We start from the raw sequence: 24,863 nt of genomic DNA, 5'->3' as shown, positions 1-24,863 counted from the left end.
ACAACGGCTCACATCCACGGAGTTCACCATGAAGAGCACCACCCGCACGCTGCTCGCCGCCGCCCTCGTCCTGGGGGTCGCCGCCGGTCCGGCCGTCCTGCCGGCCGGCGCCGCCCCGGCCGGCGCCTTCGCTGCTTCGCCCGTCTCGCCCGCGGGGGCCGCGGTGTCCGCGCCCGTGCCGGACTCCGCCCTGGAGGCGGCGATCGCCGGGCTGCCGTCGGGCCGGACGACGGCGGCGCTGGCCCGGGTCGGGGGCACGGAGGGCACCTGGCGGGGCAGCGCGGGCGTGCACGATCTGGAGACGAACGCGCCGGCCGATCCGGACGCCCGTTTCCGGGCCGGTTCGGTGACCAAGGTGTTCACGGCGGCGGTCGTCCTCCAGCTGGCCGCCGAGGGACGGCTGGATCTGGACCGGCCGGCCCGGTCCTATCTGCCGGAACTGATTCCCGCCCGCTACGGCAGGGTGACGGTCCGCCAGCTGATCAACCACACCCACGGTATCCCGGCGCCCGACTTCGCCGGGACCACGGTCGAGGAGTGGTACGCCGACCGCTTCCGGGTGCACGACCCCCGGGAGATGGTCCGTTCGGCGACGGCGAAGGAGCGCGAGTTCGCTCCCGGGACCCGGCAGCACTACCTCAACATCGGTTACACGATCGCCGGTCTGCTGATCGAGCGCGTGACGGCCGACACCTACGAGCGCCAGGTCACCGCCCGTGTCCTGCGGCCGCTCGGACTGCGCGGCACCTACCTGCCGGGGGCCGACCCGCGCATCAGGGGGCCGCACAACCACGGCTACCAGTCGATGAGGCTGGAGGACGGCACGACCGGGCTGCGCGACGTGTCGGTGTGGGGGACGACGGACGGCTGGGCGGCCGGTGACCTCATCTCCACGACGGCCGATCTGGAGCGCTTCACCCAGGCGCTCTTCCGGGGACGGGTGGTGCGCGGCCCCCTCCTGGAGGAGATGTTCACGCTTCCGAAGGTGACCGACGTCAAGACCGGCGCCCCGGCCGCGTACGCCGCGGGACTCTCGATGCAGAAGCTCGGCGGGCGCGAGGTCTGGGGCAAGACGGGCGGCCGCTGGGGCTACAACGCGGCGATCGCGTCGACCCGGGACGGCTCGCGCACGCTGGTCTACAGCGTCAACTCCACGGACGCGAAGGGCCAGGGCATGAACGAGGTGGCGAGGAACCTCGTGGTGGCGGCCTATGGCGCGCCGACGGCCTGAAGCGCCTCCAGGCGCTTGATCATCCTTCGGACCACGAGCAGCGGGACGATCCCGACGACGCCGAATGACATGTCGATGACCGACCACCAGAGGGGGATGCCGCGGATCGGTCCGCAGATCAGGGCGAGGGGGATGATGCCGGCGCAGGCGATCATGCCGAACTCGACGACCCAGATGTTGCGGACCGGGTCGCGGTAGGGCCCGTAGAAGGCGACGGCGATGACGAGGTGGGCGAAGGCCAGCCAGTCGGTGCCGTAGAGGAGGAAGGGGTAGCGCGCGTCGGCGGTGTCGAGGCCTTCGCCGACGCGCCGGATCCACTCCAGCAGCCCCGGGAGGACGTCCGCGACGGGGGCGGCCCAGGAGGTCAGGGCGCTCTCCAGGAGATGCACTTCGGTGACCAGCGGGAAGGCGGTGACCCCGCTGAGCACCAGGCAGACGATGAAGACGACCAGCCAGACGCGGATGCGCTTGAGGAGGGCTCTCGGCCCGTTCGTGCCGCTCATGATCGCAGCGTACGCCCCTCATGAACGCGTTCAAAAACCGGGGGCCGCCTTCCCGGGCCCGGCCCCTGGGCGGGGGCGAGCGGCGACTCCGCCCCCACCTCCGTGGGCGCCCGCGCCCCCGGCACCCTCCGATCACGCCGTCGATCGGGGGCGGGTACGCCGACGGGCGGCCGGGAAGATCCCCGGCCGCCCGCTCAGGTCGCCCCGTCCCTCTAGCCCAGGGACGTCATCACGTGCTTGATGCGCGTGTAGTCCTCGAAGCCGTACGCCGAGAGGTCCTTGCCGTAGCCGGACTTCTTGTAGCCGCCGTGCGGCATCTCCGCGACCAGCGGGATGTGGGTGTTGATCCACACGCAGCCGAAGTCGAGCGACTTCGACATGCGCATCGCGCGGGCGTGGTCCTTCGTCCAGACCGAGGACGCGAGCGCGAACTCGACGCCGTTGGCGTACTCCAGGGCCTGCTTCTCGTCACGGAAGGACTGCACCGTGATGACCGGGCCGAAGACCTCGTTCTGGATGATCTCGTCGTCCTGCCGCAGGCCGGAGACGACGGTCGGGGCGTAGAAGTAGCCCTTGTCGCCGACCTGGTGGCCACCCGCCTCGACCTTGGCGTGGGCCGGGAGGCGGTCGATGAAGCCGGAGACCTGCTTCAGCTGGTTGGCGTTGTTCAGCGGGCCGTAGAGCACGTCCTCGTCGTCCGGCTGACCCGTCCTGGTGTCGGCGGCGGCCTTGGCCAGCTGCGACACGAACTCGTCGTGGATCGACTCGTGCACGAGGACGCGGGTCGCGGCGGTGCAGTCCTGGCCGGCGTTGAAGAAGCCCGCCACGGAGATGTCCTCGACCGCCTTGGCGATGTCGGTGTCCTCGAAGACCACGACCGGGGCCTTGCCGCCCAGCTCCAGGTGGACGCGCTTGACGTCCTTGGCCGCCGACTCGGCGACCTGCATGCCGGCGCGTACCGAACCGGTGATGGAGGCCATCGCCGGCACCGGGTGCTCGACCATCGCGCGGCCCGTCTCGCGGTCGCCGCAGATCACGTTGAAGACGCCCTTGGGCACGAGGGAGCCGATGATCTCCGCCATCAGGACGGTCGACGCGGGGGTCGTGTCCGAGGGCTTGAGGACGACCGTGTTGCCCGCGGCGAGGGCCGGGGCGAACTTCCACACGGCCATCATCATCGGGTAGTTCCACGGCGCGACCTGGGCACAGACGCCCACCGGCTCACGGCGGACGATCGAGGTCATGCCCTCCATGTACTCGCCGGCCGAGCGGCCCTCGAGCAGCCGGGCGGCACCCGCGAAGAAGCGGATCTGGTCCACCATGGGCGGGATCTCCTCGCTCGCGGTGAGGGCGACCGGCTTGCCGGTGTTCTCGACCTCGGCGGCGATGAGCTCCTCGGCCCGCTCCTCGAAGGCGTCCGCGATCTTGAGAAGGACCTTCTGGCGCTCGGCGGGCGTGCTGTCGCGCCAGGCCGGGAACGCGGCCGCGGCGGCCTCCATGGCGGCGTCGACGTCGGCCTGACCGGAGAGCGGAGACGTGGCGTAGGCCTCACCCGTGGCCGGGTTGACCACCTCGATGGTCCGCCCGTCGGCGGCGTCCCGGAACTCCCCGTTGATGTAGTTACGCAGCCGGCGCAGCTCGGTGGTCACTTGCCACCCCTCCTGTCGTTCAGAGTTCGATCTGTCCCGATGGATGAGACACCACCACAGTAGTCGCTCGGCGGACGCTTTCGACAGGCCCGCCCTCCCGCAACTTCGGATTCAGTGTGATTGCAAAGCCGAAACAACGAATTACATCGCTCCCGGCTTGCCAGACAGACGAGTCTCGGTGCACAGTGAGGTTGTGGCCAGTCAAAGCACGAACTCCAGGACCGCATCCGGTTCGTCCCCGACGATCGATGCCGTCTCCCTGGCGATCATCGAGCAGCTCCAGGAGGACGGTCGCCGTCCGTACGCCGCCATCGGCAAGGCCGTGGGCCTGTCGGAGGCCGCCGTACGACAGCGCGTCCAGAAGCTGCTCGACCAGGGCGTCATGCAGATCGTCGCCGTCACCGACCCGCTCACCGTGGGATTCCGGCGGCAGGCGATGGTCGGCATCAACGTCGAGGGCGACCTCGATCCGGTCGCCGACGCGCTGACTGCCATGGCCGAATGCGAGTACGTGGTGATGACCGCGGGCTCGTTCGACCTGATGGTGGAGGTCGTCTGCGAGGACGACGACCACCTGCTGGATGTGATCAACAAGCGCATCCGCACCCTCCCCGGCGTGCGCTCCACCGAGAGCTTCGTCTACCTCAAGCTCAAGAAGCAGACCTATATGTGGGGAACCCGATAGCCGTGAGCAAGGACCTCTCCAAGACCGCCTACGACCACCTGTGGATGCACTTCACCCGCATGTCGTCGTACGAGAACTCGCCCGTTCCCACCATCGTGCGTGGTGAGGGCACCTACATCTTCGACGACAAGGGCAAGCGCTACCTCGACGGTCTCGCGGGTCTCTTCGTGGTCAACGCCGGACACGGCCGCCAGGAGCTGGCCGAGGTCGCGTACAAGCAGGCCCAGGAGCTCGCGTTCTTCCCCGTGTGGTCGTACGCGCACCCGAAGGCCGTCGAGCTCGCCGAGCGTCTCGCCCACTACGCTCCCGGCGACCTGAACAAGGTCTTCTTCACCACCGGTGGCGGCGAGGCCGTCGAGACCGCCTGGAAGCTCGCCAAGCAGTACTTCAAGCTGCAGGGCAAGCACACCAAGTACAAGGTCATCTCGCGTGCCGTCGCCTACCACGGCACCCCGCAGGGCGCCCTGTCCATCACCGGCCTGCCGGCGCTGAAGGCCCCCTTCGAGCCGCTGGTCCCCGGCGCGCACAAGGTGCCGAACACCAACATCTACCGCGCCCCGATCCACGGCGACGACCCCGAGGCCTTCGGCCGCTGGGCCGCCGACCAGATCGAGCAGCAGATCCTCTTCGAGGGCGCCGACACCGTCGCCGCCGTCTTCCTCGAGCCGGTGCAGAACGCCGGCGGCTGCTTCCCGCCGCCGCCCGGGTACTTCCAGCGGGTCCGCGAGATCTGCGACCAGTACGACGTGCTCCTCGTCTCCGACGAGACGATCTGCGCCTTCGGCCGCCTCGGCACGATGTTCGCCTGTGACAAGTTCGGCTACGTGCCGGACATGATCACCTGCGCCAAGGGCATGACCTCGGGCTACTCCCCGATCGGCGCCTGCATCGTCTCGGACCGCCTCGCGGAGCCGTTCTACAAGGGTGACAACACCTTCCTGCACGGCTACACCTTCGGTGGCCACCCGGTGTCGTCGGCGGTCGCCATCGCCAACCTCGACATCTTCGACAAGGAGGGCCTGAACCAGCACGTGCTGGACCAGGAGGGCAACTTCTTCGACACCCTGAAGAAGCTGCACGACCTCCCGATCGTCGGCGACGTCCGCGGCAACGGTTTCTTCTACGGCATCGAGCTCGTGAAGGACAAGGCCACCAAGGAGTCCTTCACGGACGAGGAGACCGAGCGCGTGCTCTACGGCTTCCTCTCCAAGGCGCTCTTCGACAACGGCCTGTACTGCCGGGCCGACGACCGTGGCGACCCGGTGATCCAGCTGGCCCCGCCGCTGATCGCCGACCAGGGCACCTTCGACGAGATCGAAGGCATCCTGCGCTCGGTGCTCACCGAGGCGTGGACCAAGCTCTGATCCTCCCCGCAGGACCTCACGCCGCCCTCACGGCGTGACCCCCGGCCCGGGCATGCCCGCCATCCGAGTGGATGGCGGCGGCCCGGGCCGCGTGCTGTCCGTACAAACGGATCTGAATCCTTACGGTGCCCAGTGACCCGCAGGCCCGTCCTTTCGTTCCCCCGTACGGGGGAACACGGGGGACCAGACATCAGATCCGACTTCGATCGACCTCGAGGTGTACGCGATGGCCCCACCGGACAACGACGTGCTCTGGGCGCGTTCCCTGCACTACTCCCTGGAGGGCTCCGCCGCGCTCAGTGGCGTCTCCCTCGGGGTCCGCGAGGGAGAGATCCTCGCCCTGCTCGGGCCGCGCGGCAGCGGCAAGACCGCCCTCATGCACTGCCTGTCGGGGCAGGCCGTCGCCCAGCAGGGCGAGGTCTGGTTCAACAGCAGCCCCGTGCACACCCTGAGCCAGGCCCAGCGGGAACGGCTCCGCCGGGACCGCTTCGGCTGGATCGGTCCCGAGCCCGGCCTCGTCCCCGAGCTGACCGCGTGGGAGAACGCCGCCCTGCCGCTCCTGCTGCGCGGTGTCTCGCACCGGGCGGCCAGGGCCACCGCCGTGGAGTGGCTGGAGCGGCTCGACATCGGCATGTGCGCCCGCAAGCGGCCGCACGCCCTGACCCAGTCGCAGCGCCAGCGGATCGCGATCACCCGTGCCCTGGTCACCATCCCCTCGGTGCTCTTCGCCGACGAGCCGACCGCCTCCCTGCACCAGGCCGACGGGTCGCAGGTGCTGCGCACCCTGACGACCGCGGCCCGCTCGCACCGGATCACGGTGCTGCTCGCCACCCACGACACCGAAGTGGCCACCCTCGCCGACCGCACGGTCGCCCTGCTCGACGGGCGCCGGGTGAGCGGCGCGGGCACGACAGGGGCGGAGGGCGTCGCCACGTGCTCGCTCTCCGTCTAGTCCGCGGAACCCACCCCCTCGTCCTGCTGCGGCGGCTCCTGGTCGCCGCGGCGTCCGCGGGCGTCGGATTCCTGCTGCTGTGCACGCTGGGGTACGCCCTCGGCCACCCCGCCGACTCGGCCGCCTCCACGCTGCGTCTTCTGTGGTGCGTGATCCCGATGGCGGCGACCGTGCACTTCGCGGTGGCGGTGGCCCGTACGGATCCCAGCACCCGGCCCCGGCCGGGGCTCTCGGCGGTCGGACTCGGCCCCGCCCGGCTGACGGCCCTGGCCGCCGCGTCCACGGCGGTCTCCTGCACGCTCGGCTCCATGGTCGCGCTGCTGTTCTTCCTGCACCTGCGCGGGGACATCACCGGGCTGCCGTTCGACGGGGCGGGCGCCGACCTGCTCGCCGCCGGGCAGCCGCTCCCGGTGGCCGCCGCGCTCACCCTGCTCGCGATCCTGCCGGTGGCCGCCTCGACCGCGGCCGCCCTGGCACTGCGGCCGAGGAAGCCGGCCACCGCGGAGGGCGCGGCGAAGGCGGCACCCTCCGGCCTGCCGTGGGGCGTGGCGCTGCTCGCCGTGGGCCTCGCGGTGGAGACGTACGCGGGGCGGGGCGGCGGCGACGCGTTCCCCCTGCCGGGACGTTCCGGGGGCAGCCCCGCCGGAGTGCTCGCCGGCTGGATCCTCACCGCGGCCGGCCTGGCGATGGCGGGCCCCGGCATCACCCACTGGTGCGGCCGCCTCCTCCAGTCCGTCCGCCCGGGCGCGGTCCGGCTGCTGGCCGGCCGCGTCCTGATGGACGAGTCCCGGCGCATCGGACGGCCGCTCGGCGTCGTCTGCGCGGTGGGCTCGGGCGGCCTCGCGGCGGCCACCCTGTACGACGCGGGCATGGGCGACTTCGGTCTGCTGACGGGCCTGGGCGCGGGTCTGGTGATGGCCTGCACGACGGCCACGCTGCTGACGGCGGCCCTGGAGTCCAAGCAGTGTCGCGCCCACACGACCGAGGCCCTCCTGCGCCTCGGCGCCCCGCCCACGGTCCTGCGCACGGCGGCTCTGCTCCGCGCGGGCGTCCTGCTCGCGGTGTTCCTCCCCCTGACCTGGCTGGTGGCCGAACTGGCGGCGGTCCCCCTGCGGTGACGCGCGCGGCCCTTCACCGTGGGGCGGGGTGCCGGTCCTCGGGGTCCATGGGCGCCGGCGGTGCCGGGGTTTCGGCCGTTCCTTGCTTTCGGCCGTTCCGGCGGTCCGGCGGTTCCCGGGTCTCGGCCGCTCCGGCGGTCCGGCGGTGCCGGAGCCGGAGTCCTGGGCGGATCCGGGGGCCTGGCGGGGCTCCCTCGCGACGGGGCCGCCGGGGTGAAGAGGGCCCTCCGCGGGCGCCTATCGTGGGGCCATGGCCCGCCCCCACACGCTCGAGATCCACGACCACCGGGAGTTCGCGGCGGCCGTCGCCCACGGCTCCCTCGTCGGTCACCGGCTCCAGTCGCTCGACCTGACCGACCAGACCTCCGCGCTGCTGTCCGTTCCGGCGACGGGCGCGGTCTTCCTCGGCTGCGCGATGCGGCCCGAGGCCGCCGCCAAGGTCCGCGCGGACGGGGCCCTGGTCTTCCCGCCCGTACCGGACCTCCCGTTCGACCCGTACCGCGCGCTGCTCTACTCCCCCAACGACCTCTTCGCCGGTGTCATGGAGGAGGGCTACGAGTCCACCCCCGACGCCCTCGCGTACGGCTGGTTCCAGCGGACGAAGGCGGACGGCGACGTGTTCGCGTCGATGGTGCGCGCCGTCCACGACGACGCGATCTCCGACGCGCTCGACGAGCACCTCGCCGGCACCCGGGTCGTCGGCGTCATGGGCGGCCACGCCATGGCCCGGGGCACGGACGCCTACGCCGGCGCCGCCCGGCTCGGGCGGGCCCTGGCCCGGACCGGCCTCACCGTGGCGACCGGCGGCGGACCGGGCGCGATGGAGGCCGCGAACCTGGGCGCCTACACCGCTCCGCTCGCCGACGCCGTCCTGGACGAGGCGCTCGAACTCCTCGCCAAGGCGCCGTCGTTCACCCCGTCGGTCACGGAGTGGGCGCGGGCCGCGTTCGAGGTGCGGGCCCGGTGGCCGCGGGGCGGCGACTCGGTCGGCGTCCCCACCTGGTTCTACGGCCACGAGCCGCCCAACCCCTTCGCCGGGCACATCGCCAAGTACTTCGCCAACGCCACCCGCGAGGACGGTCTGCTGGCCCGGTGTGACGGCGGGGTGGTCTTCCTGCCGGGCGCGGCCGGAACGGTCCAGGAGATCTTCGACAACACCACGCCGAACTACTACGAGTCCCGTGGCGAGCCGACCCCCATGGTGCTGGTCGACCGCGTCCACTGGACCGAGCGGCTCCCCGCCTGGCCGCTGCTGCGCTCGCTTGCGGCGGACCGCCCGATGGCGGCCCGGATCGCCCTGGTCGACTCGATCGACGAGGCGCCGGCGGCCCTGCGGCGGCTGTCGGGCGCGTCCTAGCCGCGCGGGCCCGGGCCCGGAACTCCGGGCTCATGCTTCGGCTTCGGCTTCGGCTCCGGATTCGGCTCCGGCTCCGGCTCCGGCTCCGGCTCCGGCTCCGGCTACAGCCTGCGGACCGCCTGTGCCTCGGCCCGCTCCACCGAGGCCCTGCCGTGCACGTGCACGAGCGCGAGGTGGAAGAGGGCCGGCGCGAGCGGCGCCCAGCGGTGGATCCGGTCCGGCCGCAGGAGGTGGCGGGAGACGTCGGCCGAGCGGAAGGGCACGTACTCGATACTGTCGTGCTCCCAGCGGTCGGCCACTCCCCTGCCCATCCGTTCCCGCAGCCGGTCGCCCGTCATGTCGGTGAGCCGGGCGTAGAAGTGGGCGCTCCAGTGGCGCTTGTCGACGTCGAGGACGAAGGCCAGCAGGGAGAGCGTGTACTCGTTCGGCTCCAGGGCCATCTCCTCCCGCATGCCGCGCCGGGCGACCGCGTGCAGGTCGGGGGCGTTGCGGCCGGAGGAGTCGATGTGCCGGGAGAGCCCTTCGTTGACGGAGGAGTTCCACACGCCCGGGGCCATGCGGACCCGGTTGCTCCGCCGGCTCACGACGAGCAGGTGGTCGGAGGTCACCACGGCGACGTTGACGGCGAAGCTGCACTGCAGGAACGCGGGGGCGGTGAGCGGCTGTTCGGGGTCGAGGTAGCGGGTACGGGGTGTGGAACCGTCCGGGAGGCGCCGGTCCAGCTGCTGGGCGGCGAGGAAGGTGTAGTAATCGGTCGGCCGCAGCCTCAGATGGACCTCGGACTGTTCGTCGAGGGCGGTCCTCGACACCTCCAGGCTCTCCACCGCGTAGCGGGGGCCGTTCCACACCGGCGCCCGGTCGCCGTCCGTCCGGGCGCGGGCTTCCTCGGCCTCGATCTCCGCGTGCCAGCCCGCCATGTCGTCCGGCAGGGTGACCTCGCCGTCGAGCACCTGGACGTGGATCGACTCGGCGGCGATCGCGCGGTCGCCGTCGCCCTCGACGATGAGCGCGGAGGTGTGCAGCGGGCCGAGGGAGAAGGTGGACCAGGCCGGCCCGGCCTCGGCCCGGAAGGTGAGGCTGCGGACCACGCCCGCCGAGCGCCGTCTGATCCGGAACCACACGTCCTGGGTCCACTGCTGGAACAGGGTGGCGAACACCAGCCCCAGGACGGCGCCGACCACTCCGTTGCCCACGTCTATTCCGCTCATCCGCAGCAGCGTAGGGCAGTTGATCAACGCCGATGGGCGGGAGAGGCAACTTCGGCGGCCGAATCGTCGTCTGGCAGACGGAACGAATCCCCAGGAAACCGAACGGAGCCTCCCGTGCTCATAGGACTGCTGACCGCCGTCGCCGCCTCGATCTGTTACGGCACGGGCTCGGTGCTCCAGGCCGTCGGCTCCCGTAAGTCCGCCCGCCGTGAGGCGGCGGCCGGGCAGGTCACCGAGCACGGCGGGCCGAGCCTGTCGTCCACCGCGAAAGCGGCGATGACCTGGGAGTTCGTCGTCGGAACGATCCTGGACTTCGTCGGCTTCGGGCTCGGGGCGCTGGCCGCCCGGATGCTTCCGCTGTTCCTGTCGCAGACGGTGATCAGCGCGAATCTCGTCATCACGGCCGTCCTGAGCGTCCGGCTGCTCGGGATCCGTCTGACCCGTGCGGAGTGGACCTCGATCGGCGTGGTCTGCTCGGCCCTGGTGCTGCTGGCGAGCGCGGCGGGCCCGGAGGGCAGCGGGCACACGCCGGTCTCCACCCACTGGTGGCTGCTGGCGATCGCGCTGCTGCTGATGGTGGGCGGCACGGTCGTCGTACGGCTGCTCGGTGCCCGCGCCGCGATCCTGGCGGGCCTGCTGTCCGGTCTGGGCTTCGGCGCTCTCGGTGTCGGCGTCCGGGTCCTGAACGGCGTCGACCCGTTCAACCTGGGTGCGCTGCTCGCGGACCCGGCCCTCTACGCGATCCTGGTGGCCGGCGTCGGCGGCATGTACCTGCACACCGTCGCGCTGCAGATCGGCTCGGTGAACGGGGCGACGGCGGCCCTCGTGGTGGGCGAGACCGTGCTCCCCGGCATGATCGGCGTCTGGTGGCTGGGCGACGCCTCGCGCCCCGGCTTCGCCTGGCTCGCCGTGGCCGGCTTCCTCCTCGCGGTCGCGGGCGCGGTGGCGGTGGCGTGGTTCGGCGCACCGGAGGGCGGACCGGGGGACGCCCCGAGCGGCACCCCGGGCGCGGAGCCCGCCGCGCGCGAGGACGCCCCCGAACCGGTACGCCTCGGTTAGGACGGGCCCGAAGGCCCCGGCAGCCCCGGCTCCCCGGCGAGCGCGACCACGTCCGACGGCGTGAACGTCACCCCGACCCTCGCCCCGTCCTCCGGAGCGTCGCGGAGCGGGCACTCGGCCTCCAGGACCGGGCCGTCGTCCGGCCGCAGCAGGACGGCGACATGGCTGCCGCGGAAGGTGCGGCCCTCGACCACGCAGGGCAGGCCGTCCGCCGGGGCGCCGAGGCGCACGCCGGCCGGGCGGACGAGGATCCTCGCCGCTCCCTCCGGAGTCCCGTCCGGCACGGGGACCTTCCCCCACACGGTGTCGGCCGCGCCCCCGCTCACGGTGGCGGCCACCACGTTGTCGAAGCCGAGGAAGCGCGCCACGAACTCCGAGGCCGGCCGCTGCCAGACCTCCAGCGGTGTGCCGGACTGGGCGATCCGGCCGTCCCGCATGACCACGACCCGGTCGGCGAGCGCGAACGCCTCACCCTGGTCGTGGGTGACGGCGAGCACCGTCGTACCCAACCGCCCGAAGAGCCGGCGCAGTTCGACCACGAGCCGCTCCCGCAGCCCCCGGTCGAGCTGTCCGAGCGGTTCGTCCAGCATCAGCAGCCGGGGGCGGGGGGCGAGTGCCCGGGCCAGCGCGACCCGCTGCTGCTCGCCGCCGGAGAGCGAGGCGACGGCCCGCCGGCCCGCTCCGGGCAGGCCCACCAGCTCCAGCAGCTCCGTCGCCCGTACGGCCTGTTCGGCCCGGCCGACGCCGTGCATCCGCAGGCCGAAGGAGACGTTGCCGGCCACGTCCCGCTGCGGGAAGAGCTGGTGGTCCTGGAACATCAGGCCCACGCCCCGCCGGTGGACCGGGATGCCGGCCTGGTCGGCTCCCCCGAGCAGCACCCGCCCGCCGTCCAGCGCCTGGAGACCGGCGACGGCCCGCAGCAGCGTGGACTTGCCGCTGCCGCTCGGCCCCAGGACGCAGACGATCTCGTGCTCGGCGACCTCCAGGTCCACCGAGTCGAGCACGGCGCGCCGCCCGAACCGTACGGTCGCGTCCTCGAGCGTCAGCATCAGAACTCCCCGGAGGTCCGGTCGGTGCGCAGCCGTTCGAGCAGCAGCAGGGCCACCGCGCACACCACCATCAGAATCGTCGAAAGGGCCATCGCCTGGCCGTAGTTGAGTTCGCCGGGCCGGGCCAGCAGTCGCGCGACGGCGACCGGCAGCGTCGGGTTGTCGGGCCGGGCGATGAAGACCGTCGCGCCGAACTCGCCGAGCGAGACGGCGAAGGCGAACCCGGCCGCGATGAGCAGCGCACGCCACACGAGCGGCAGGTCGACCTCGCGCCAGGCCCGCAGCGGCGAGGCGCCGAGGACGGCCGCCGCCTCCCGCAGCCGTTCGTCGACCGCCCGCAGGACGGGCAGCATCGTGCGCACGACGAACGGCACGCCGACGAGCGCCTGCGCGAGCGGTACGAGGATCCAGCTCGCCCGCAGATCGAGCGGCGGCTCGTCCAGGGTGATCAGGAATCCGAAGCCGACGGTGACGGCGGAGACTCCCAGCGGCAGCATGAGCAGCGCGTCGAAGCCGCGCACGAACCGCCCGGCCCGCCGGGTGAGGGCCGCCGCGGCGAGCCCTCCGACGGCGACGGCGATGACGGTGGCGACGAGGGCGTACCGCAGGGAGTTGCCGATGGTGTCGGCCAGCGGGACGAGGAAGGTGCCGGAGGCGTCCACGCTCCACAGGGCGCGGTAGTAGTCGAGTCCGTACCCGCGGGGGGTGTCGAGGGAGCGCTCGACCAGCACGCCCAGGGGCAGCACGATCAGCAGCGCGACGGACAGCAGCACGCCGCCGAGCAGCGCCCACTGGCCGGCGCCCTTCGGCCGGTGCGCGGTCCGCTGGGGCGCCACGAGCCGCAGGGCCGTCTCCCGGCGCCGCACCGTCCGGGCGTGGAAGGCGAGGACCGCGCCGACGGCGACGAACTGCGTCAGCGTGAGGACGGCGGCCGTCGTCAGGTCGAAGCGGTCGACCGTCTGCCGGTAAATCTCGGTCTCCAGGGTGGAGTACGCCGGCCCGCCGAGGATCTGCACGATGGCGAAGGAGCCCGCGGTGAAGAGGAACACCATCAGCGCGGCCGCGGCGACGGCGGGGCCGAGGGCCGGCAGGGTCACGGTCCGCCAGGCGGTCCAGCGGGAGGCGCCGAGGACCCGGGCGGCCTCCTCCTGGCGCGGGTCGAGCTGGGACCAGAGTCCGCCGACGGTCCGGACGACGACGGCGTAGTTGAAGAAGACGTGCGCGAGGAGGATCGCCCAGACGGTGGTGTCGAGGCGGACGCCCCACCCTTCGTCGAGGAGCCCGCCGCGCCCGACGAGGGCCAGGAAGGCCGTGCCGACGATGACGGTGGGCAGCACGAAGGGCACGGTGACGACGGCGCGCAGCAGCGCCTTGCCGGGGAAGTCGAAGCGGGCGAAGACGTACGCTCCGGGCAGGGCGATCAGCAAGGTCAGCGCGGTGGAGGCGAGTGCCTGCCACAGCGTGAACCAGAGGACGTCGAGGATCTCCGGCCGGCTCAGCGTCTCGCCGAACCGGCCGAACCGCCACGCCCCGTCCACCCGGAGTCCGCGCTCGACGATCGAGGCGACGGGCCAGGCGAAGAAGAGCGCGAAGAAGGCGACGGGCACGGCCATGAGGCCGAGCCGCGCCGCGCTTCCGCGCGCTGCCCCGGCGGGCTTGCCCCGAGCGGGCACACCCTCGGCGGGCACGTCCTCGGCGGGCTCTACTTCAGGACGAGCGACGACCACTGCTGGATCCACTGGTCACGGTTCTCGGCGATCTTCTCGGGCGCCATGGTCTGCGGCTTGTCGATCACCACACCGTGCCGGGTGAAGAGCGCGGGCAGGGTGGCGTCCTTGGCCACCGGGTTGACGAACATCTGGAGCGGCACGTCGTCCTGGAACTTCTTGGAGATCAGGAAGTCGATGAGCTTCTTGCCGCCCTCGGGGTTCTTCGCCCCGTTCAGCAGGCCCGCGAACTCGGTCTGCCGGAAGCAGGTGCCGGTGGAGACGCCGGTGGGGGCGGTCGCCGGCTGCGGCTCGGAGTAGAGCACCTCGACCGGCGGGCTGGAGGCGTACGACACGACCAGCGGCCGGTCGCCCTTGGCCTTCCTGCCGCCCGCGGAGCCGGAGAACTCCTGGTTGTAGGCCAGCTCCCAGCTGTCGACGGTCTTCACGCCGTTGGCCTTGAGCTTCTTCCAGTAGTCCTGCCAGCCCGCGTCGCCGTACCGGGCGGCGGTGCCGAGGAGGAAGCCGAGACCCGGCGAGGACCGCTCGGGGTTCTCCACGACGAGCAGGTCCTTGTACGCGGGCTTCGCCAGGTCGTCGAAGCTCTGCGGGGGGGCGAGCTTCTTGTCCGCGAAGTACTTCTTGTCGTAGTTGACGCAGATGTCGCCGGAGTCGATCGGGGTGACCCGGTTCTCCTTGTCGACCCTGGCCTCGGGGGCGACCCGGTCCAGGCCCTTCGCCTCGTACGGCACGAAGATGCCGTTGTCGAGCGCGCGGGACAGGAGGGTGTTGTCGACGCCGAAGAAGACGTCGCCCTGGGGGGAGCCCTTGGTCAGGATCTCCTTGTTGACGGCCTCGCCGGCGTCGCCGCTCTTGAGGACCTTGACCGTGAGGCCGGTCTGCCGGGTGAACTCCGCCAGCACCTCCTTGGAGGCGTTGAAGGAGTCGTGGCCGACGAGGGTCACGGTCTTCGGGGCACGCGCGGCGTCGCCCTTGTCGCTCGCGCCGCCGCCGCACGCGGCGAGGGTGGTGACGCCGAGCGCGCCGACGAGCGCGGCGGCCACCGTCTTCTTGGTGCTCACTGAAATTCCTCCTGGGTATGACCAGGAAGAGACGCGGCCCTGCCCACCCGAGGGTGGGCAGGGCGCAACAGCTCGAGTAACGACCGAACTTCCTACCCAGAATGACCTGGGCGAGGTTCAGAGGGTCTGCGGTCCGATGACCGCACTCTCAGCGCTGTGGCGCTCCCCTGTCGGAATATGGAGATGTGTTCGACCTCAGACTACAAGGTCAGCGCTCCGAGGCCGCGAGCTGTCCACAGGCACCGTCGATCTCCTGGCCTCGGGTGTCGCGGACGGTCACCGGCACGCCGTGGGAGGCGATGGCCTCGACGAACGCCTTCTCGTCCTCGGGACGCGAGGCGGTCCACTTGGATCCGGGGGTGGGGTTGAGCGGGATCAGATTGACATGGACACGCTTGCCCTTGAGGAGCCGTCCGAGCAGGTCACCCCGCCAGGCCTGGTCGTTGATGTCCCGGATGAGGGCGTACTCGATGGAGATCCGGCGGCCGGACTTCTCCGCGTACTCCCAGGCGGCGTCGAGGACCTCGCGGACCTTCCAGCGCGTGTTGACGGGCACGAGGGTGTCGCGCAGCTCGTCGTCGGGGGCGTGCAGGGAGACGGCGAGCCGGCACTTGAAGCCCTCGTCGGCGAAGCGCAGCATGGCGGGCACGAGGCCGACGGTGGAGACGGTGATGCCGCGCTGGGAGAGCCCGAGGCCGTCCGGCTCGGGGTCGGTCAGCCGCCGGATCGCCCCGACCACCCGCTTGTAGTTCGCGAGCGGCTCGCCCATGCCCATGAAGACGATGTTGCTGAGCCGCGCCGGACCTCCGGGGACCTCCCCGTCGCGCAGGGCCCGCATGCCGTCGACGATCTGGTGCACGATCTCGGCCGTCGACAGGTTCCGGTCGAGCCCGGCCTGCCCGGTGGCGCAGAACGGACAGTTCATGCCGCAGCCGGCCTGCGAGGAGATGCACATCGTGACGCGGTCGGGGTACCGCATGAGCACGGACTCGACGAGCGTGCCGTCGTGCAGCCGCCACAGGGTCTTACGGGTGGTGTCGTCGTCGCACGAGATGTGCCGGACGACGGACATCAGATCGGGCAGCAGCTCGCCCTGCAGCTTCTCGCGGGAGGCGGCGGGGATGTCGGTCCACTCGGCGGGGTCGTGGGCGTACCGCGCGAAGTAGTGCGTGGACAGTTGCTTGGCGCGGAACGGCTTCTCGCCGATCGCGGCGACGGCCTCCTTGCGCTCGGCGGGCGTGAGGTCGGCGAGGTGCCGCGGCGGCTTCTTTGCTCCGCGGGGGGCGACGAAAGTGAGTTCTCCGGGCTTGGGCATGGTGCTACCAGTGTCGCAGACGGACACGCGTGGCCTGGGGCCCTCGGGCCGGCGAGCGGCGATCGACGGTGGCCATGGGTGACCTCCGGCGGCCCCTGACGGCCCATGGACGGCCCAGGGAGCCGCCCCCATGACGTTGATCACGAGTCGCGGATCCGGTACCGAACCAGGAGAAGTCACCGCGGGGCTCTGACGGCCGTGCCCGTGGCGACGGCCGCGGCCACCAGGCCGAGTACGGCAAGGAGCCCGAAGAGTTGCGGGGTTCCGCCGAGGGGCGGGGCGAGGAGGGCGGCGGCGAAGGGGGCGAGGGCGGAGGCGGTCATGGCGGGTGCGCTGAGGATGCCGGAGAGGCGTCCGTAGTGGGTGGCTCCCCAGCGGTCGGTGATGGCGGTGGCCTGGAGGAGGGTGAGGTTTCCGCGGACCACGCCGGCGACGACCGATACGGCGATCAGCAGACCGTACGGCCCGGGGACGACCGCGAAGGCGGCGGTGGTCATGGCGCCGAGGACGATGAGGACGACGGTGCGCGCGGTGGTGCCGGTGCGGCGGGCGAGGGTGGCGTAGAGGGTGCGGCCGAGGGTCTGGCCGGCGCCGCCGAGGCCGAGGGCCCAGGCGGCCTGGCTGGTGGTGTAGCCCCGCTCGATCAGGAGCGGGACGAGGGAGACGACGACCGCGAACATGGCGAACGCCGAGAGCATGAATGCCAGCCCGAGCAGAAGGAAGGGGCGGCTGCGCACGACGTCCTGCGGCGTCGATCTCACGTCGGCGGGTGAGGGCGGAGCCGGCGGCCAGGGTGCGCGCAGGGCGAGCGCGTGGGCGGGGATCGTCACCGTGGCGAGGATCGCGGCGAGGACGAGGTAGGTGGTGCGCCAGGTGAAGTGGTCGGCGAGGGCGGCGGTGAGGGGTGCGAAGACGGTGGAGGCGAGGCCGCCCGCGAGCGTCACGATGGTCAGGGCGCGGACGTGGCCGGGTGCGAACCAGCGCGTGAGGGCGGCGAACGCGGGCTGGTAGAACGTCGTGGCCATCGCGAAACCGGCCAGGACCCAGCCGGCGAAGAAGACCGGCAGGTTCGGCGCCAGGGCTATGACCACCATGCCGAGGGTGCCCGCTGCGGATCCGGCGGTCATGACGGTGCGGGGCCCGCGGTGGTCGATGATGCGGCCGACACGGATTCCGGCGATTCCGGAGACGATCAGGGCGAGCGAGAACGCGGCCATGGTGGCGGTGCTCGACCAGCCGGTGGCGGCGGTGATCTCAGGGTTGAGGACGGGAAAGGCGTAGTAGACGACCCCCCAGCTGATGATCTGGGTGGCGCACAGTGCGGGCAGCACGGCGCGGGGCCGAGACCGGTCCCCCGTTCCGGTCGCGGCCCCGCTCGCGCGGGCGTCCAGGTCGGTCACGAGGCGCAGGAGGGGGTTGGGGCCGCAGTGCCGAGCTGGATCAGGGCGGGGGCGGGGGCGCAGCAGCCACCACCATCGACCGCTTCGCCGGTCTCCGGCCGGTCGAAGAGGCCGGCGCCGCCGCACACCCCGGTCTCCGGGAGGACGAGCTCGACGCGCTCGGCGGACTCACGGTCGCCGGCGAGGGCGGCGACGACGGAGCGGACCTGCTCGTAGCCGGTCAGGGCGAGGAACGTCGGCGCGCGGCCGTAGGACTTCATCCCGACAAGGTAGAGGCCCTTATTCTGCCGCCGCGTGACAGCCCCCATCCGTGAGCGGACCGCCCGCCGCCATGGTCGCCGGCGCGACACCGTCCTCGTGGAAGGCCGCAGCACCACGGCCGTGTGAGCCCCGCCCACCGCCCCGGGCGCGCACACTCCTCTGCGCGCTGTGCGAAGCAGTGGGGCGCGGCTCATTCGGGGACGGTGGCCTCGCCGTCGACGACCTGCCGTCGACGTCCGGATCTTCGCCTTCCGGTGCTCAACGCAGCAGTGTGGCGATCGAACGGGCGGCTTCGCGGGCGGGGCGGCCGACCCCGATGAGGGTGGCGGAAGCCGGCCCGGTCCAGTCGCCATAGCCGAGGAGGTGCAGGCGGGGCTCGCCGAGAGCTCGGGTCCCCGCAGTCGGGATGTGGCCGCGCGGGCCGCGGAGGCCGAGCGGGGCCAGGTGGGAGAGGGCGGGACGGAAGCCGGTGCACCAGATGATCGCGTCGGCGTCGGCGCGGTTGCCGTCGGCCCATTCCACGCCTGTTGCCGTCAGGCGGGTGAACATCGGCTGGGCTTTGAGGAGACCGGCGTCGCGGGCTTCGCGGACGGGCGGTACGGCGACGATGTCGCCCAGTGAGGCGACACCACCCGTGTCCGTCCGGCCTTCGTCCAGGGCGCGGCGGCGTGCGGTGGCGTGGTCGAAGAGGGCGCGGCCGTCGATGTCGTCGGCGAGGTAGCGCGGTTCGCGGAGGGTGACCCAGGTGAGGTCGGTGTCATGGGCGAGGTCGGCGGCGATCTGGGCGCCGGAGTTTCCGCCCCCGACGACCACCACCTTCTGCCCGGCGAAGCCGGAGGGGCGGCGGTATTCCACGGTGTGGAGCTGGGCGCCCTTGAATTCCGTACGCCCGGACACGGCGGGGACGAAGGGACGCCACCATGTGCCGGTCGCACTGATCACCGCACGGGCCCGCCAGCTGCCGGCGCCGGCCTCCACGCGCAGGAGCTCGCCGTCCCGGTGGACCTCCTCGACCCTGACCGATCGGACGACGGGCAGTTCGTACCGCTGCTCGTAGTCGTTCAGGTACGAGACGACGTGGGCCGCGTCCGGGTAGGTCTCGCCCGGCTGCGGGGGCATGAGCCGGCCCGGAAGGGAGGAGTAGGCGGCCGGGGAGAAAAGATGGAGGGAGTCCCACGAGTGCTGCCAGGCGCCGCCAGGCTCGTCTTGGGCGTCGAGGATGACGAAGTCGAGGCCGAGGCGGCGCAGGTGGTAGCCGGCGGCGAGTCCTGCTTGGCCGCCGCCGATCACCACCACGTCCGCGACATGTGTCATTCGCTGGTCGTCCTGCCGCGCGTGAAGATGACCGCGACCAGGGCCAGACCGACGGCCGTGCCGATGAGCTGCATGCCGATGAAGGCCGGGACGGAGGCGGGGGCGATGCCGGCGAAGGTGTCGGTGAACGCCCGGCCGATCGTCACTGCCGGATTCGCGAACGAGGTCGACGAGGTGAACCAGTAGGCCGCGCCGATGTACGAGGCGATCGCCACGGGGGCGAAGCGAAGCCGGTCGGTACGGGCCAGGCCGAAGATCAGCAGGATGAGGCCGGCTGTCGCGACGACCTCGCCCAGGAGGAGATTGCCGGCCGAGCGGTCGTGGGCGGACCACTTGACCAGCGGTTCGCCGAACATGGCGTCCGCCAGGACCGCGCCCGCGATCGCGCCGACGACCTGCGACGGGACGTAGACGGCAAGCTCGCGCCCGTTCACGCCGGCGCCGCCGCGGCGGGCGGTCCACCATTCGGCCAGGGTGACGGCCGGATTGAAGTGAGCGCCGGAGACCGGACCGAGGAGAGTGATGAGGACGCCGAGGCCCAAGACGGTGGCCGTCGAGTTGGCCAGCAGCTGCAGGGCGACGTCGTCGGTGAGGTCGGTGGCCTGGATGCCGGAGCCGACGACGATCGCCACCAGCGCGGCGGTGCCGACGAGCTCGGCGGCCGCGCGGGCGACGAGCGGAGTGCGCGGCGGTGTGGCGCCGGGTGCGGGCTGCGGCGACGTGTCGACGGCCGTGGCGTCGCTCGCGGCGGGCTGGGGGGCGGTCACGGGCAGGGTCTCCTCGTGCAGGTGCGGCGAGAGGCTTACGGGCAGGCTCTCTTGGTGTCGGCGGTGGCGCGCGCGGACTCGGCGAGGGCGGCGAACTGGCCGGCCAGGGCTTCGATGACATCCGGCTTGAGCCGGTAGTAGGTGTACCGGCCGCAGGGCTCGCTCTCCACGACCCCGGCCTCGCGCAGCACTTTCAGGTGGTTGGAGAGGTTGGTCTGCTTGGCTCCGGTCTCCTCCACGAGATGGGTGGTGCAGAGCGTCTCGCGGGCGAGCAGGGTCACGATCCGGAGGCGCAGGGGGTCACCCAGAACCCGCATTAGATCAGTATCGACTGACGTCATCATGTGCTGATACTGTCACATCACCTGGAGCTGATACCAGCCTGGACTGATCTTTTCGAGCCCGCCGAAGGGGGTTCTCGGCATGACCGCTTCCTCGCCCCCGGTCCTTCCCGACGAGCGCCTCGCGGCCGGCGTCGCCCGCCTCGCCGTGCGTCACCAGGGCAGCCTGGAGACGGTACAGCGGCTGGTCGCCGACTCCTACGCGCAGCTCGCCGCGAACGCCCACGTCCGCACCCACCTCGTCGTGCTCGCGGAGCGAATCGCCGCCGAGCGTCTGGGCGCGCTGGCGCACGTCGAGAACCCGGTCGCCACCGGCGGCCGGCCGCGCGTGCTGTTCGTGTGCAGCCACGACGCCGGGCGTTCGCAGATGGCGGCCGCCCTGCCGGCCCACCGGGCCGGGGACGAGGTGATCGCCTCCTCCGCCGGCACCCACCGTTCGGGCGCCGTCGACTCACGCCCCCGCACCACGCTCCCTCCCTGCCTAAGGAAGAACCGATGACCGCTCCGCTCGCCTCCGTGCTCTTCGTCTGCGTCCACAACGCCGGCCGCTCGCAGATGGCCGCCGGATTCCTCGATCACCTGGCCGGCGACCGCGTCGAGGTCCGCTCCGCGGGCTCGATTCCCGGCGACCAGGTCAACCCGGCCGCGGTCGAGGCCATGGCCGAGGTCGGCGTGGACATCTCCCACCAGAAGCCCAAGGTGCTGACCACCGAGGCCGTGCAGGCGTCCGACTACGTCATCACCATGGGCTGCGGCGACGCCTGCCCGATCTTCCCCGGCAAGAAGTACCTCGACTGGGCCCTGGAGGACCCGGCCGGCCAGGGCGTCGAGGCCGTGCGCCCGATCCGCGACGAGATCAAGGGCCTCATCGAGGGCCTCATCGCCGAGATCGACGCGAAGCAGGAGGCGTGACCTCAGTGACCGAGCCCACCTCCGGCGACGTCCGCGAGGTCATCGTCATAGGCTCCGGCCCCGCCGGATACACCGCCGCCCTCTACACCGCCCGCGCCCAGCTGAAGCCGCTGCTCTTCGGCAGCTCGGTCTTCGTCGGCGGGTCCCTCACCACGACCACCGAGGTCGAGAACTTCCCTGGCTTCCCCACCGGCATCGACGGCCCCGACCTCATGGACGACATGCGGGCCCAGGCCGAGCGATTCGGCGCCGAGATGATCGACGACGACGTCATCTCCGTCGACCTCACCGGCGACATCAAGGCCGTCACCGACTCCGAGGGAACGGTGCACCGCGCCAAAGCCGTGATCATCGCGACCGGCTCGGGCTACCGCAAGCTGGGCCTGCCGAACGAGGACGAGCTGTCCGGCCGGGGCGTTTCCTGGTGCGCGACGTGCGACGGGTTCTTCTTCCGCGACCGTGACATCGTCGTGGTCGGCGGCGGCGACACAGCCATGGAGGAAGCCACCTTCCTCACCCGCTTCGCCAAGTCGGTCACCGTCGTCCACCGCCGCTCAACTCTGCGTGCCTCCAAGGCCATGCAGAACCGCGCCTTCGCCGACGACAAGATCTCCTTCGCCTTCGACAGCGAGATCGCCGAGATCAAGGCCGACAACGGCATGCTCGCCGGCGTCACCCTGCGTGACACCTTCACCGGCAGGACCCGAGACCTCGACGCCACCGGGCTCTTCATCGCCATCGGCCACGACCCTCGGACCGAACTCTTCACCGGCCAGACCGGCCTGGACGACGAGGGCTACATCAGCGTGGAATCGCCCTCCACGCGCACCAGCCTCCCCGGCGTCTTCGCCGCCGGCGACGTCGTCGACCACACCTACCGCCAGGCCATCACCGCCGCGGGCTCCGGCTGCCAGGCCGCCCTCGACGCCGAGCGCTACCTCGCCGCCCTCGCGGACCAGAACAAGCTGGCCGCGAGCGGCACGGCTTGAGGCCGCTTCGGGGTCCCGCGTGGGCGGCCCCACCCATGAACACCAGCTCCTGCTCGTCGCGTTGGCGGACCTGACGGGCAGGAGCTGGCCCTGCCCCCGCGGCCACGCCCTGGCAGGGCTGGGAGCCTCTCTGCCGACACGGGGGCGGGGCTGTCGTCAGCGATCACCCAGGACTCGATCACGAGGACGCCGACCTCACGGACGGATCCGAGAGACAGCCCATCGGCCCGCGCGTGACCCCACCACCACGGAAATCGTTCGCCCGGCGTGAAGAACACCAAGCGAGTACTCGCCGCTGCCGCCCTCGCCGGGGCCGCTCTCGCCCTGTCCGCGGCTCCCCACGCCGCGGCCGACGCCACGGGAGGGGGCGGTCTCGTCGACGCCCTGGGCATCGGATCCGCCGACGGCGAGGAGGGCTCGCCCTCCCAGCGCGCCGGTGGTGCGGGCGACGACCACCGGTCCACCGGTGACGGCGGATCCAGCGCACGGACGACGACGATCAGCGGCAACGCGGCGGAGCAGAGCATCGGGAGCTGAGTCCGAGCCGGCCCTGTGCGCGGTCGGAGCACGAGAGGGCCCCCGCTTCTCACGCGGGGGCTCTCTCGTCGCCTGCCGGCTGCTGCGTACCGGCGTGCTCGGGGCTCTACTCCTTGGGGATGGCGTTCACGCACTCGGAGAAGGGCTTGGTCGACACGCACTCGAACACCGGGCCCCACTTGCCGCCCTCACTGGCGCCCTTGGTCACCGTGTCGGCGCACGACGGGTCCGACAGGCCCCACAGCGATCCGTCCGGCCATCCGGCCTCGCTCGTGCGGCTCTCGATCGCGCTGACGCAACTGGTGGGCGCGCCGAGGCTCTTGACCTCCTCCAGGAATTCCTTGTACTGGGAATTCTGGGTGGCACCGTCGAGCTGGTCGACCGTCGCCTGTGCGGCCTTCTGTTCGTCCTCCGACGCGTCCGGGTTCTGGACGGTCACCAGGGCCTGGCTGTTGGTGTCGATGATCTTCTTGATCTGCGCCTGGTCCTTGGGGTCCTTCGGCTTCGTGTTCGGATTCTGCGAGGCCTTCAGAGCCCCGAGAGTCTTCTTCACGCCCGTCTCGATCTTCTTCTGCTCCGCCGGGGGCTTCGGCGGGCCCTTCGGCTTCGACAGCGCGATCAGCGCGTCACTCAGCAGTTCCACCTTGCCCTTGTAGTACGCCTTGTCCGCCGGAGTCGTGTTGGGGTTCTGAAGTATCGTCACCCACAGGGCGAGGTCATCGGCGATGTCCCGGTACGCCGCCTTCTCATTGGCCGACTTGGTCGGATCCTGGGCGATCTTCAGCGCTCCGGTGATCCCCTCGAGGAACTTCGTGTACGTCGCCTTGTCCTCCGCGGACGTGTTCGGGTTGTCGATGGCGTTCAATGTCTTGCTGATGTCCGCGACGATGTACCCGTAGATCCTTTTGTCCTCGGCGGAGGCCGTCGGACTGTTGATCACCTTCAGCGCCTCGGCCAGCACCGCGTTGAGTTCCGCCTTCACCTGCTCCGGCGCCTTCGCGGCCTCCTGCTTGACCTTCTGTTGCTCCTGAGGCGTGACGAACTTCGGCTGCCCCTGCTCCTGTTGCTCCTGCGGATCCTGCTGCTGTTCCTCCTGCGGCTGCGGCTCCTCGGGCTGCTGTGGCTGCTCTTCCTGCGGCTGCTCCTCCTGCGGCTGCTCCTCCGGCTGCTGCTCGGGCTGCTGCTCGGGCTGTTGCTCCTCCGGCTGCGGCTCCGGCTGCTGCTCCTCCTGCTGGGGCGGCGGGTCCGGCGGATCGAGAAGTCCGGTCGCCGAGACGGGCGAGGAGGCGCCGGGTAGCGCTGCCGCTGCGGTGCCCATGCCTACGGGCACCGCCAACGCGGCAGCCAGGCATGAGGCGCCAACAGTGCGGGAGATCCTTCGCCGGGCAGTTTTGGCCATGACGATTCCAGATGCGCTCGTGGTGTATTGCTCTGCCTTTGTGGGCGTGACCCTCGGGCGGGCCCGAAACCACCGGAGCCGCATGGCTCAACGGTGCACTGGCATTCCACGTAAGAGTCTTCGCCCCTTCGAAGCGTCTCGCAACTCGGCTCCGGTGTCAGGGCAGTTGCTTCAGCCTTCAACAGGGAGGGCGCAGACCCCGATGACGCCCCGTCACCCGCCGCCTCTCGAGTGGGACTGGTGCGACCGCCGCCGAGCCCGGGATGAGCCCGTGACACCTCCGTCAGGGCTGTCACTGATCGTGACGAGACAACCACCGCTCCCGCTCCATGAGAGGAGGCCGGTCCGCGTCGACCGGCGCAAGGTGCACAGATATTCGAACAGGTGATCTAATCGAACCATGAGGCACCACCCTTTCCCCGACGACCTCGTCACCGCCCAGCGATCCTGGTCCGAGACCTACGAGGAGCTCGCCGACGCCGGCGCGCCCCGCCCCACCGTGTTGCGCCGCCGGCTGCTGCGGCTGTCGGCGGAGGTGTACTTCCACCCCTACTGGAAACACCCCCGCCCCACGGCGGGCCGCGCCGAGCTGCTGGATCTGGTCAGGGCCGAGCGGGAGCAGGTGCGCGGCGCGGCATGAGCGCGGCCCACGGAGCCGTCGGCGT

General features: G+C 71.6%; 24 protein-coding genes and 1 pseudogene. 12 read left to right on the top strand and 13 right to left on the bottom strand.

Annotated elements, in window-relative coordinates:
• The first annotated feature begins 28 nt into the window (after positions 1–28).
• On the top strand, positions 29–1,231 hold the full coding sequence (locus tag ACZ68P_RS07110; RefSeq protein WP_471003714.1) for a serine hydrolase domain-containing protein: 1,203 nt from the start codon (positions 29–31) through the stop codon (positions 1,229–1,231).
• Here the strand turns inward: ACZ68P_RS07110 and ACZ68P_RS07105 are convergent.
• Positions 1,210–1,734 (bottom strand): hypothetical protein, encoded by a 525-nt coding sequence (locus ACZ68P_RS07105; protein WP_471003711.1) that lies wholly within the window; start codon positions 1,732–1,734, stop codon positions 1,210–1,212. The two genes, ACZ68P_RS07110 and ACZ68P_RS07105, sit on opposite strands and share 22 nt — an antisense overlap.
• 212 nt (positions 1,735–1,946) lie before the next feature.
• Positions 1,947–3,383, bottom strand: a complete 1,437-nt coding sequence (locus ACZ68P_RS07100) for a gamma-aminobutyraldehyde dehydrogenase (RefSeq protein WP_471003708.1) — start codon at positions 3,381–3,383, stop codon at positions 1,947–1,949.
• A gap of 178 nt (positions 3,384–3,561) precedes the next feature.
• Here ACZ68P_RS07100 and ACZ68P_RS07095 point away from each other — a divergent pair, with 178 nt between their 5' ends.
• The 5 genes from ACZ68P_RS07095 to ACZ68P_RS07075 all read left to right on the top strand — a co-directional run bounded on the left by ACZ68P_RS07095 (position 3,562) and on the right by ACZ68P_RS07075 (position 8,859).
• Positions 3,562–4,068, top strand: a complete 507-nt coding sequence (locus ACZ68P_RS07095) for an Lrp/AsnC family transcriptional regulator (protein ID WP_365720598.1) — start codon at positions 3,562–3,564, stop codon at positions 4,066–4,068.
• Complete coding sequence (locus ACZ68P_RS07090) at positions 4,053–5,432, top strand: aspartate aminotransferase family protein (protein ID WP_471003704.1); 1,380 nt, start codon at positions 4,053–4,055, stop codon at positions 5,430–5,432. The genes ACZ68P_RS07095 and ACZ68P_RS07090 overlap by 16 nt, the downstream gene beginning before the upstream one ends.
• A 226-nt stretch (positions 5,433–5,658) precedes the next feature.
• Positions 5,659–6,384, top strand: a complete 726-nt coding sequence (locus ACZ68P_RS07085; protein ID WP_471003701.1) for an ABC transporter ATP-binding protein — start codon at positions 5,659–5,661, stop codon at positions 6,382–6,384.
• A complete protein-coding gene (locus ACZ68P_RS07080) occupies positions 6,366–7,502 on the top strand; it encodes a hypothetical protein (protein WP_471003698.1) in 1,137 nt (378 codons plus the stop codon). The genes ACZ68P_RS07085 and ACZ68P_RS07080 overlap by 19 nt, the downstream gene beginning before the upstream one ends.
• A gap of 250 nt (positions 7,503–7,752) precedes the next feature.
• Positions 7,753–8,859, top strand: a complete 1,107-nt coding sequence (locus tag ACZ68P_RS07075; protein WP_471003695.1) for an LOG family protein — start codon at positions 7,753–7,755, stop codon at positions 8,857–8,859.
• A 101-nt stretch (positions 8,860–8,960) separates the two neighbouring features.
• Here ACZ68P_RS07075 and ACZ68P_RS07070 read toward each other — a convergent pair whose 3' ends face one another.
• A complete protein-coding gene (locus tag ACZ68P_RS07070; protein ID WP_471003692.1) occupies positions 8,961–10,067 on the bottom strand; it encodes a hypothetical protein in 1,107 nt (368 codons plus the stop codon).
• Between the two features lie 114 nt (positions 10,068–10,181).
• Between ACZ68P_RS07070 and ACZ68P_RS07065 the strand changes: the two genes are divergently transcribed.
• Entirely contained in the window at positions 10,182–11,126 is a 945-nt protein-coding gene (locus ACZ68P_RS07065; protein WP_471003689.1) for a DMT family protein, read from the top strand.
• Here ACZ68P_RS07065 and ACZ68P_RS07060 read toward each other — a convergent pair.
• The 9 genes and pseudogenes from ACZ68P_RS07060 to ACZ68P_RS07020 all read right to left on the bottom strand — a co-directional run bounded on the left by ACZ68P_RS07060 (position 11,123) and on the right by ACZ68P_RS07020 (position 20,364).
• Positions 11,123–12,175: an ABC transporter ATP-binding protein gene (locus ACZ68P_RS07060; protein WP_471003687.1), complete on the bottom strand. Its 1,053-nt coding sequence runs from the start codon at positions 12,173–12,175 to the stop codon at positions 11,123–11,125. The genes ACZ68P_RS07065 and ACZ68P_RS07060 overlap by 4 nt on opposite strands.
• Positions 12,175–13,788, bottom strand: a complete 1,614-nt coding sequence (locus ACZ68P_RS07055) for an ABC transporter permease (RefSeq protein ID WP_471003903.1) — start codon at positions 13,786–13,788, stop codon at positions 12,175–12,177. Before ACZ68P_RS07055 ends, ACZ68P_RS07060 begins: the two co-directional genes overlap by 1 nt.
• An 89-nt stretch (positions 13,789–13,877) precedes the next feature.
• Positions 13,878–14,963 (bottom strand): thiamine ABC transporter substrate-binding protein, encoded by a 1,086-nt coding sequence (locus ACZ68P_RS07050; RefSeq protein ID WP_471003684.1) that lies wholly within the window; start codon positions 14,961–14,963, stop codon positions 13,878–13,880.
• 208 nt (positions 14,964–15,171) lie between these two features.
• Positions 15,172–16,278 carry a dual-specificity RNA methyltransferase RlmN gene (gene rlmN / locus ACZ68P_RS07045; RefSeq protein ID WP_365720618.1) on the bottom strand — a complete coding sequence of 369 codons (1,107 nt, stop codon included), beginning with the start codon at positions 16,276–16,278 and terminating at the stop codon, positions 15,172–15,174.
• 176 nt (positions 16,279–16,454) lie between these two features.
• The gene (locus tag ACZ68P_RS07040) at positions 16,455–17,678 is read right to left on the bottom strand and encodes an MFS transporter (protein ID WP_471003680.1); all 1,224 of its coding nucleotides are present in this window, start codon (positions 17,676–17,678) and stop codon (positions 16,455–16,457) included.
• Positions 17,675–17,959, bottom strand: a pseudogene (locus ACZ68P_RS07035) (flavoprotein); the annotation flags it as partial. The gene ACZ68P_RS07040 and the pseudogene ACZ68P_RS07035, both read right to left, overlap by 4 nt.
• Before the next feature lie 238 nt (positions 17,960–18,197).
• Positions 18,198–19,253 carry an ArsO family NAD(P)H-dependent flavin-containing monooxygenase gene (locus tag ACZ68P_RS07030; RefSeq protein WP_471003677.1) on the bottom strand — a complete coding sequence of 352 codons (1,056 nt, stop codon included), beginning with the start codon at positions 19,251–19,253 and terminating at the stop codon, positions 18,198–18,200.
• Complete coding sequence (locus tag ACZ68P_RS07025; RefSeq protein WP_471003674.1) at positions 19,250–20,020, bottom strand: aquaporin; 771 nt, start codon at positions 20,018–20,020, stop codon at positions 19,250–19,252. The genes ACZ68P_RS07030 and ACZ68P_RS07025 overlap by 4 nt, the downstream gene beginning before the upstream one ends.
• A gap of 35 nt (positions 20,021–20,055) precedes the next feature.
• Positions 20,056–20,364 carry an ArsR/SmtB family transcription factor gene (locus ACZ68P_RS07020; RefSeq protein ID WP_471003671.1) on the bottom strand — a complete coding sequence of 103 codons (309 nt, stop codon included), beginning with the start codon at positions 20,362–20,364 and terminating at the stop codon, positions 20,056–20,058.
• 79 nt (positions 20,365–20,443) lie between these two features.
• On the opposite strand from ACZ68P_RS07020, the gene ACZ68P_RS07015 reads away from it, so the two are divergent.
• The 4 genes from ACZ68P_RS07015 (at position 20,444) to ACZ68P_RS07000 (ending at position 22,799) form a co-directional block, all read left to right on the top strand.
• On the top strand, positions 20,444–20,860 hold the full coding sequence (locus tag ACZ68P_RS07015) for an arsenate-mycothiol transferase ArsC (protein WP_471003668.1): 417 nt from the start codon (positions 20,444–20,446) through the stop codon (positions 20,858–20,860).
• Positions 20,857–21,273, top strand: coding sequence for an arsenate reductase ArsC (locus tag ACZ68P_RS07010; protein ID WP_471003665.1), 417 nt, complete (start codon positions 20,857–20,859; stop codon positions 21,271–21,273). The genes ACZ68P_RS07015 and ACZ68P_RS07010 overlap by 4 nt, the downstream gene beginning before the upstream one ends.
• 5 nt (positions 21,274–21,278) lie before the next feature.
• Positions 21,279–22,262, top strand: a complete 984-nt coding sequence (gene trxB / locus ACZ68P_RS07005) for a thioredoxin-disulfide reductase (protein WP_471003901.1) — start codon at positions 21,279–21,281, stop codon at positions 22,260–22,262.
• A gap of 267 nt (positions 22,263–22,529) precedes the next feature.
• Complete coding sequence (locus ACZ68P_RS07000; RefSeq protein ID WP_471003662.1) at positions 22,530–22,799, top strand: hypothetical protein; 270 nt, start codon at positions 22,530–22,532, stop codon at positions 22,797–22,799.
• A gap of 106 nt (positions 22,800–22,905) precedes the next feature.
• Here the strand turns inward: ACZ68P_RS07000 and ACZ68P_RS06995 are convergent, their stop codons facing one another.
• Positions 22,906–24,117: a hypothetical protein gene (locus ACZ68P_RS06995; protein ID WP_471003659.1), complete on the bottom strand. Its 1,212-nt coding sequence runs from the start codon at positions 24,115–24,117 to the stop codon at positions 22,906–22,908.
• A 481-nt stretch (positions 24,118–24,598) separates the two neighbouring features.
• Here ACZ68P_RS06995 and ACZ68P_RS06990 point away from each other — a divergent pair, with 481 nt between their 5' ends.
• Positions 24,599–24,838: a hypothetical protein gene (locus ACZ68P_RS06990; protein WP_471003656.1), complete on the top strand. Its 240-nt coding sequence runs from the start codon at positions 24,599–24,601 to the stop codon at positions 24,836–24,838.
• The last annotated feature ends 25 nt before the right edge of the window (positions 24,839–24,863 follow it).

It is taken from the genome of Streptomyces sp. NPDC036822 (genome assembly GCF_055609145.1).
The sequence above is the reverse complement of the archived record's forward strand: the minus strand, read 5'-3'. Positions and strand labels throughout refer to the sequence as shown.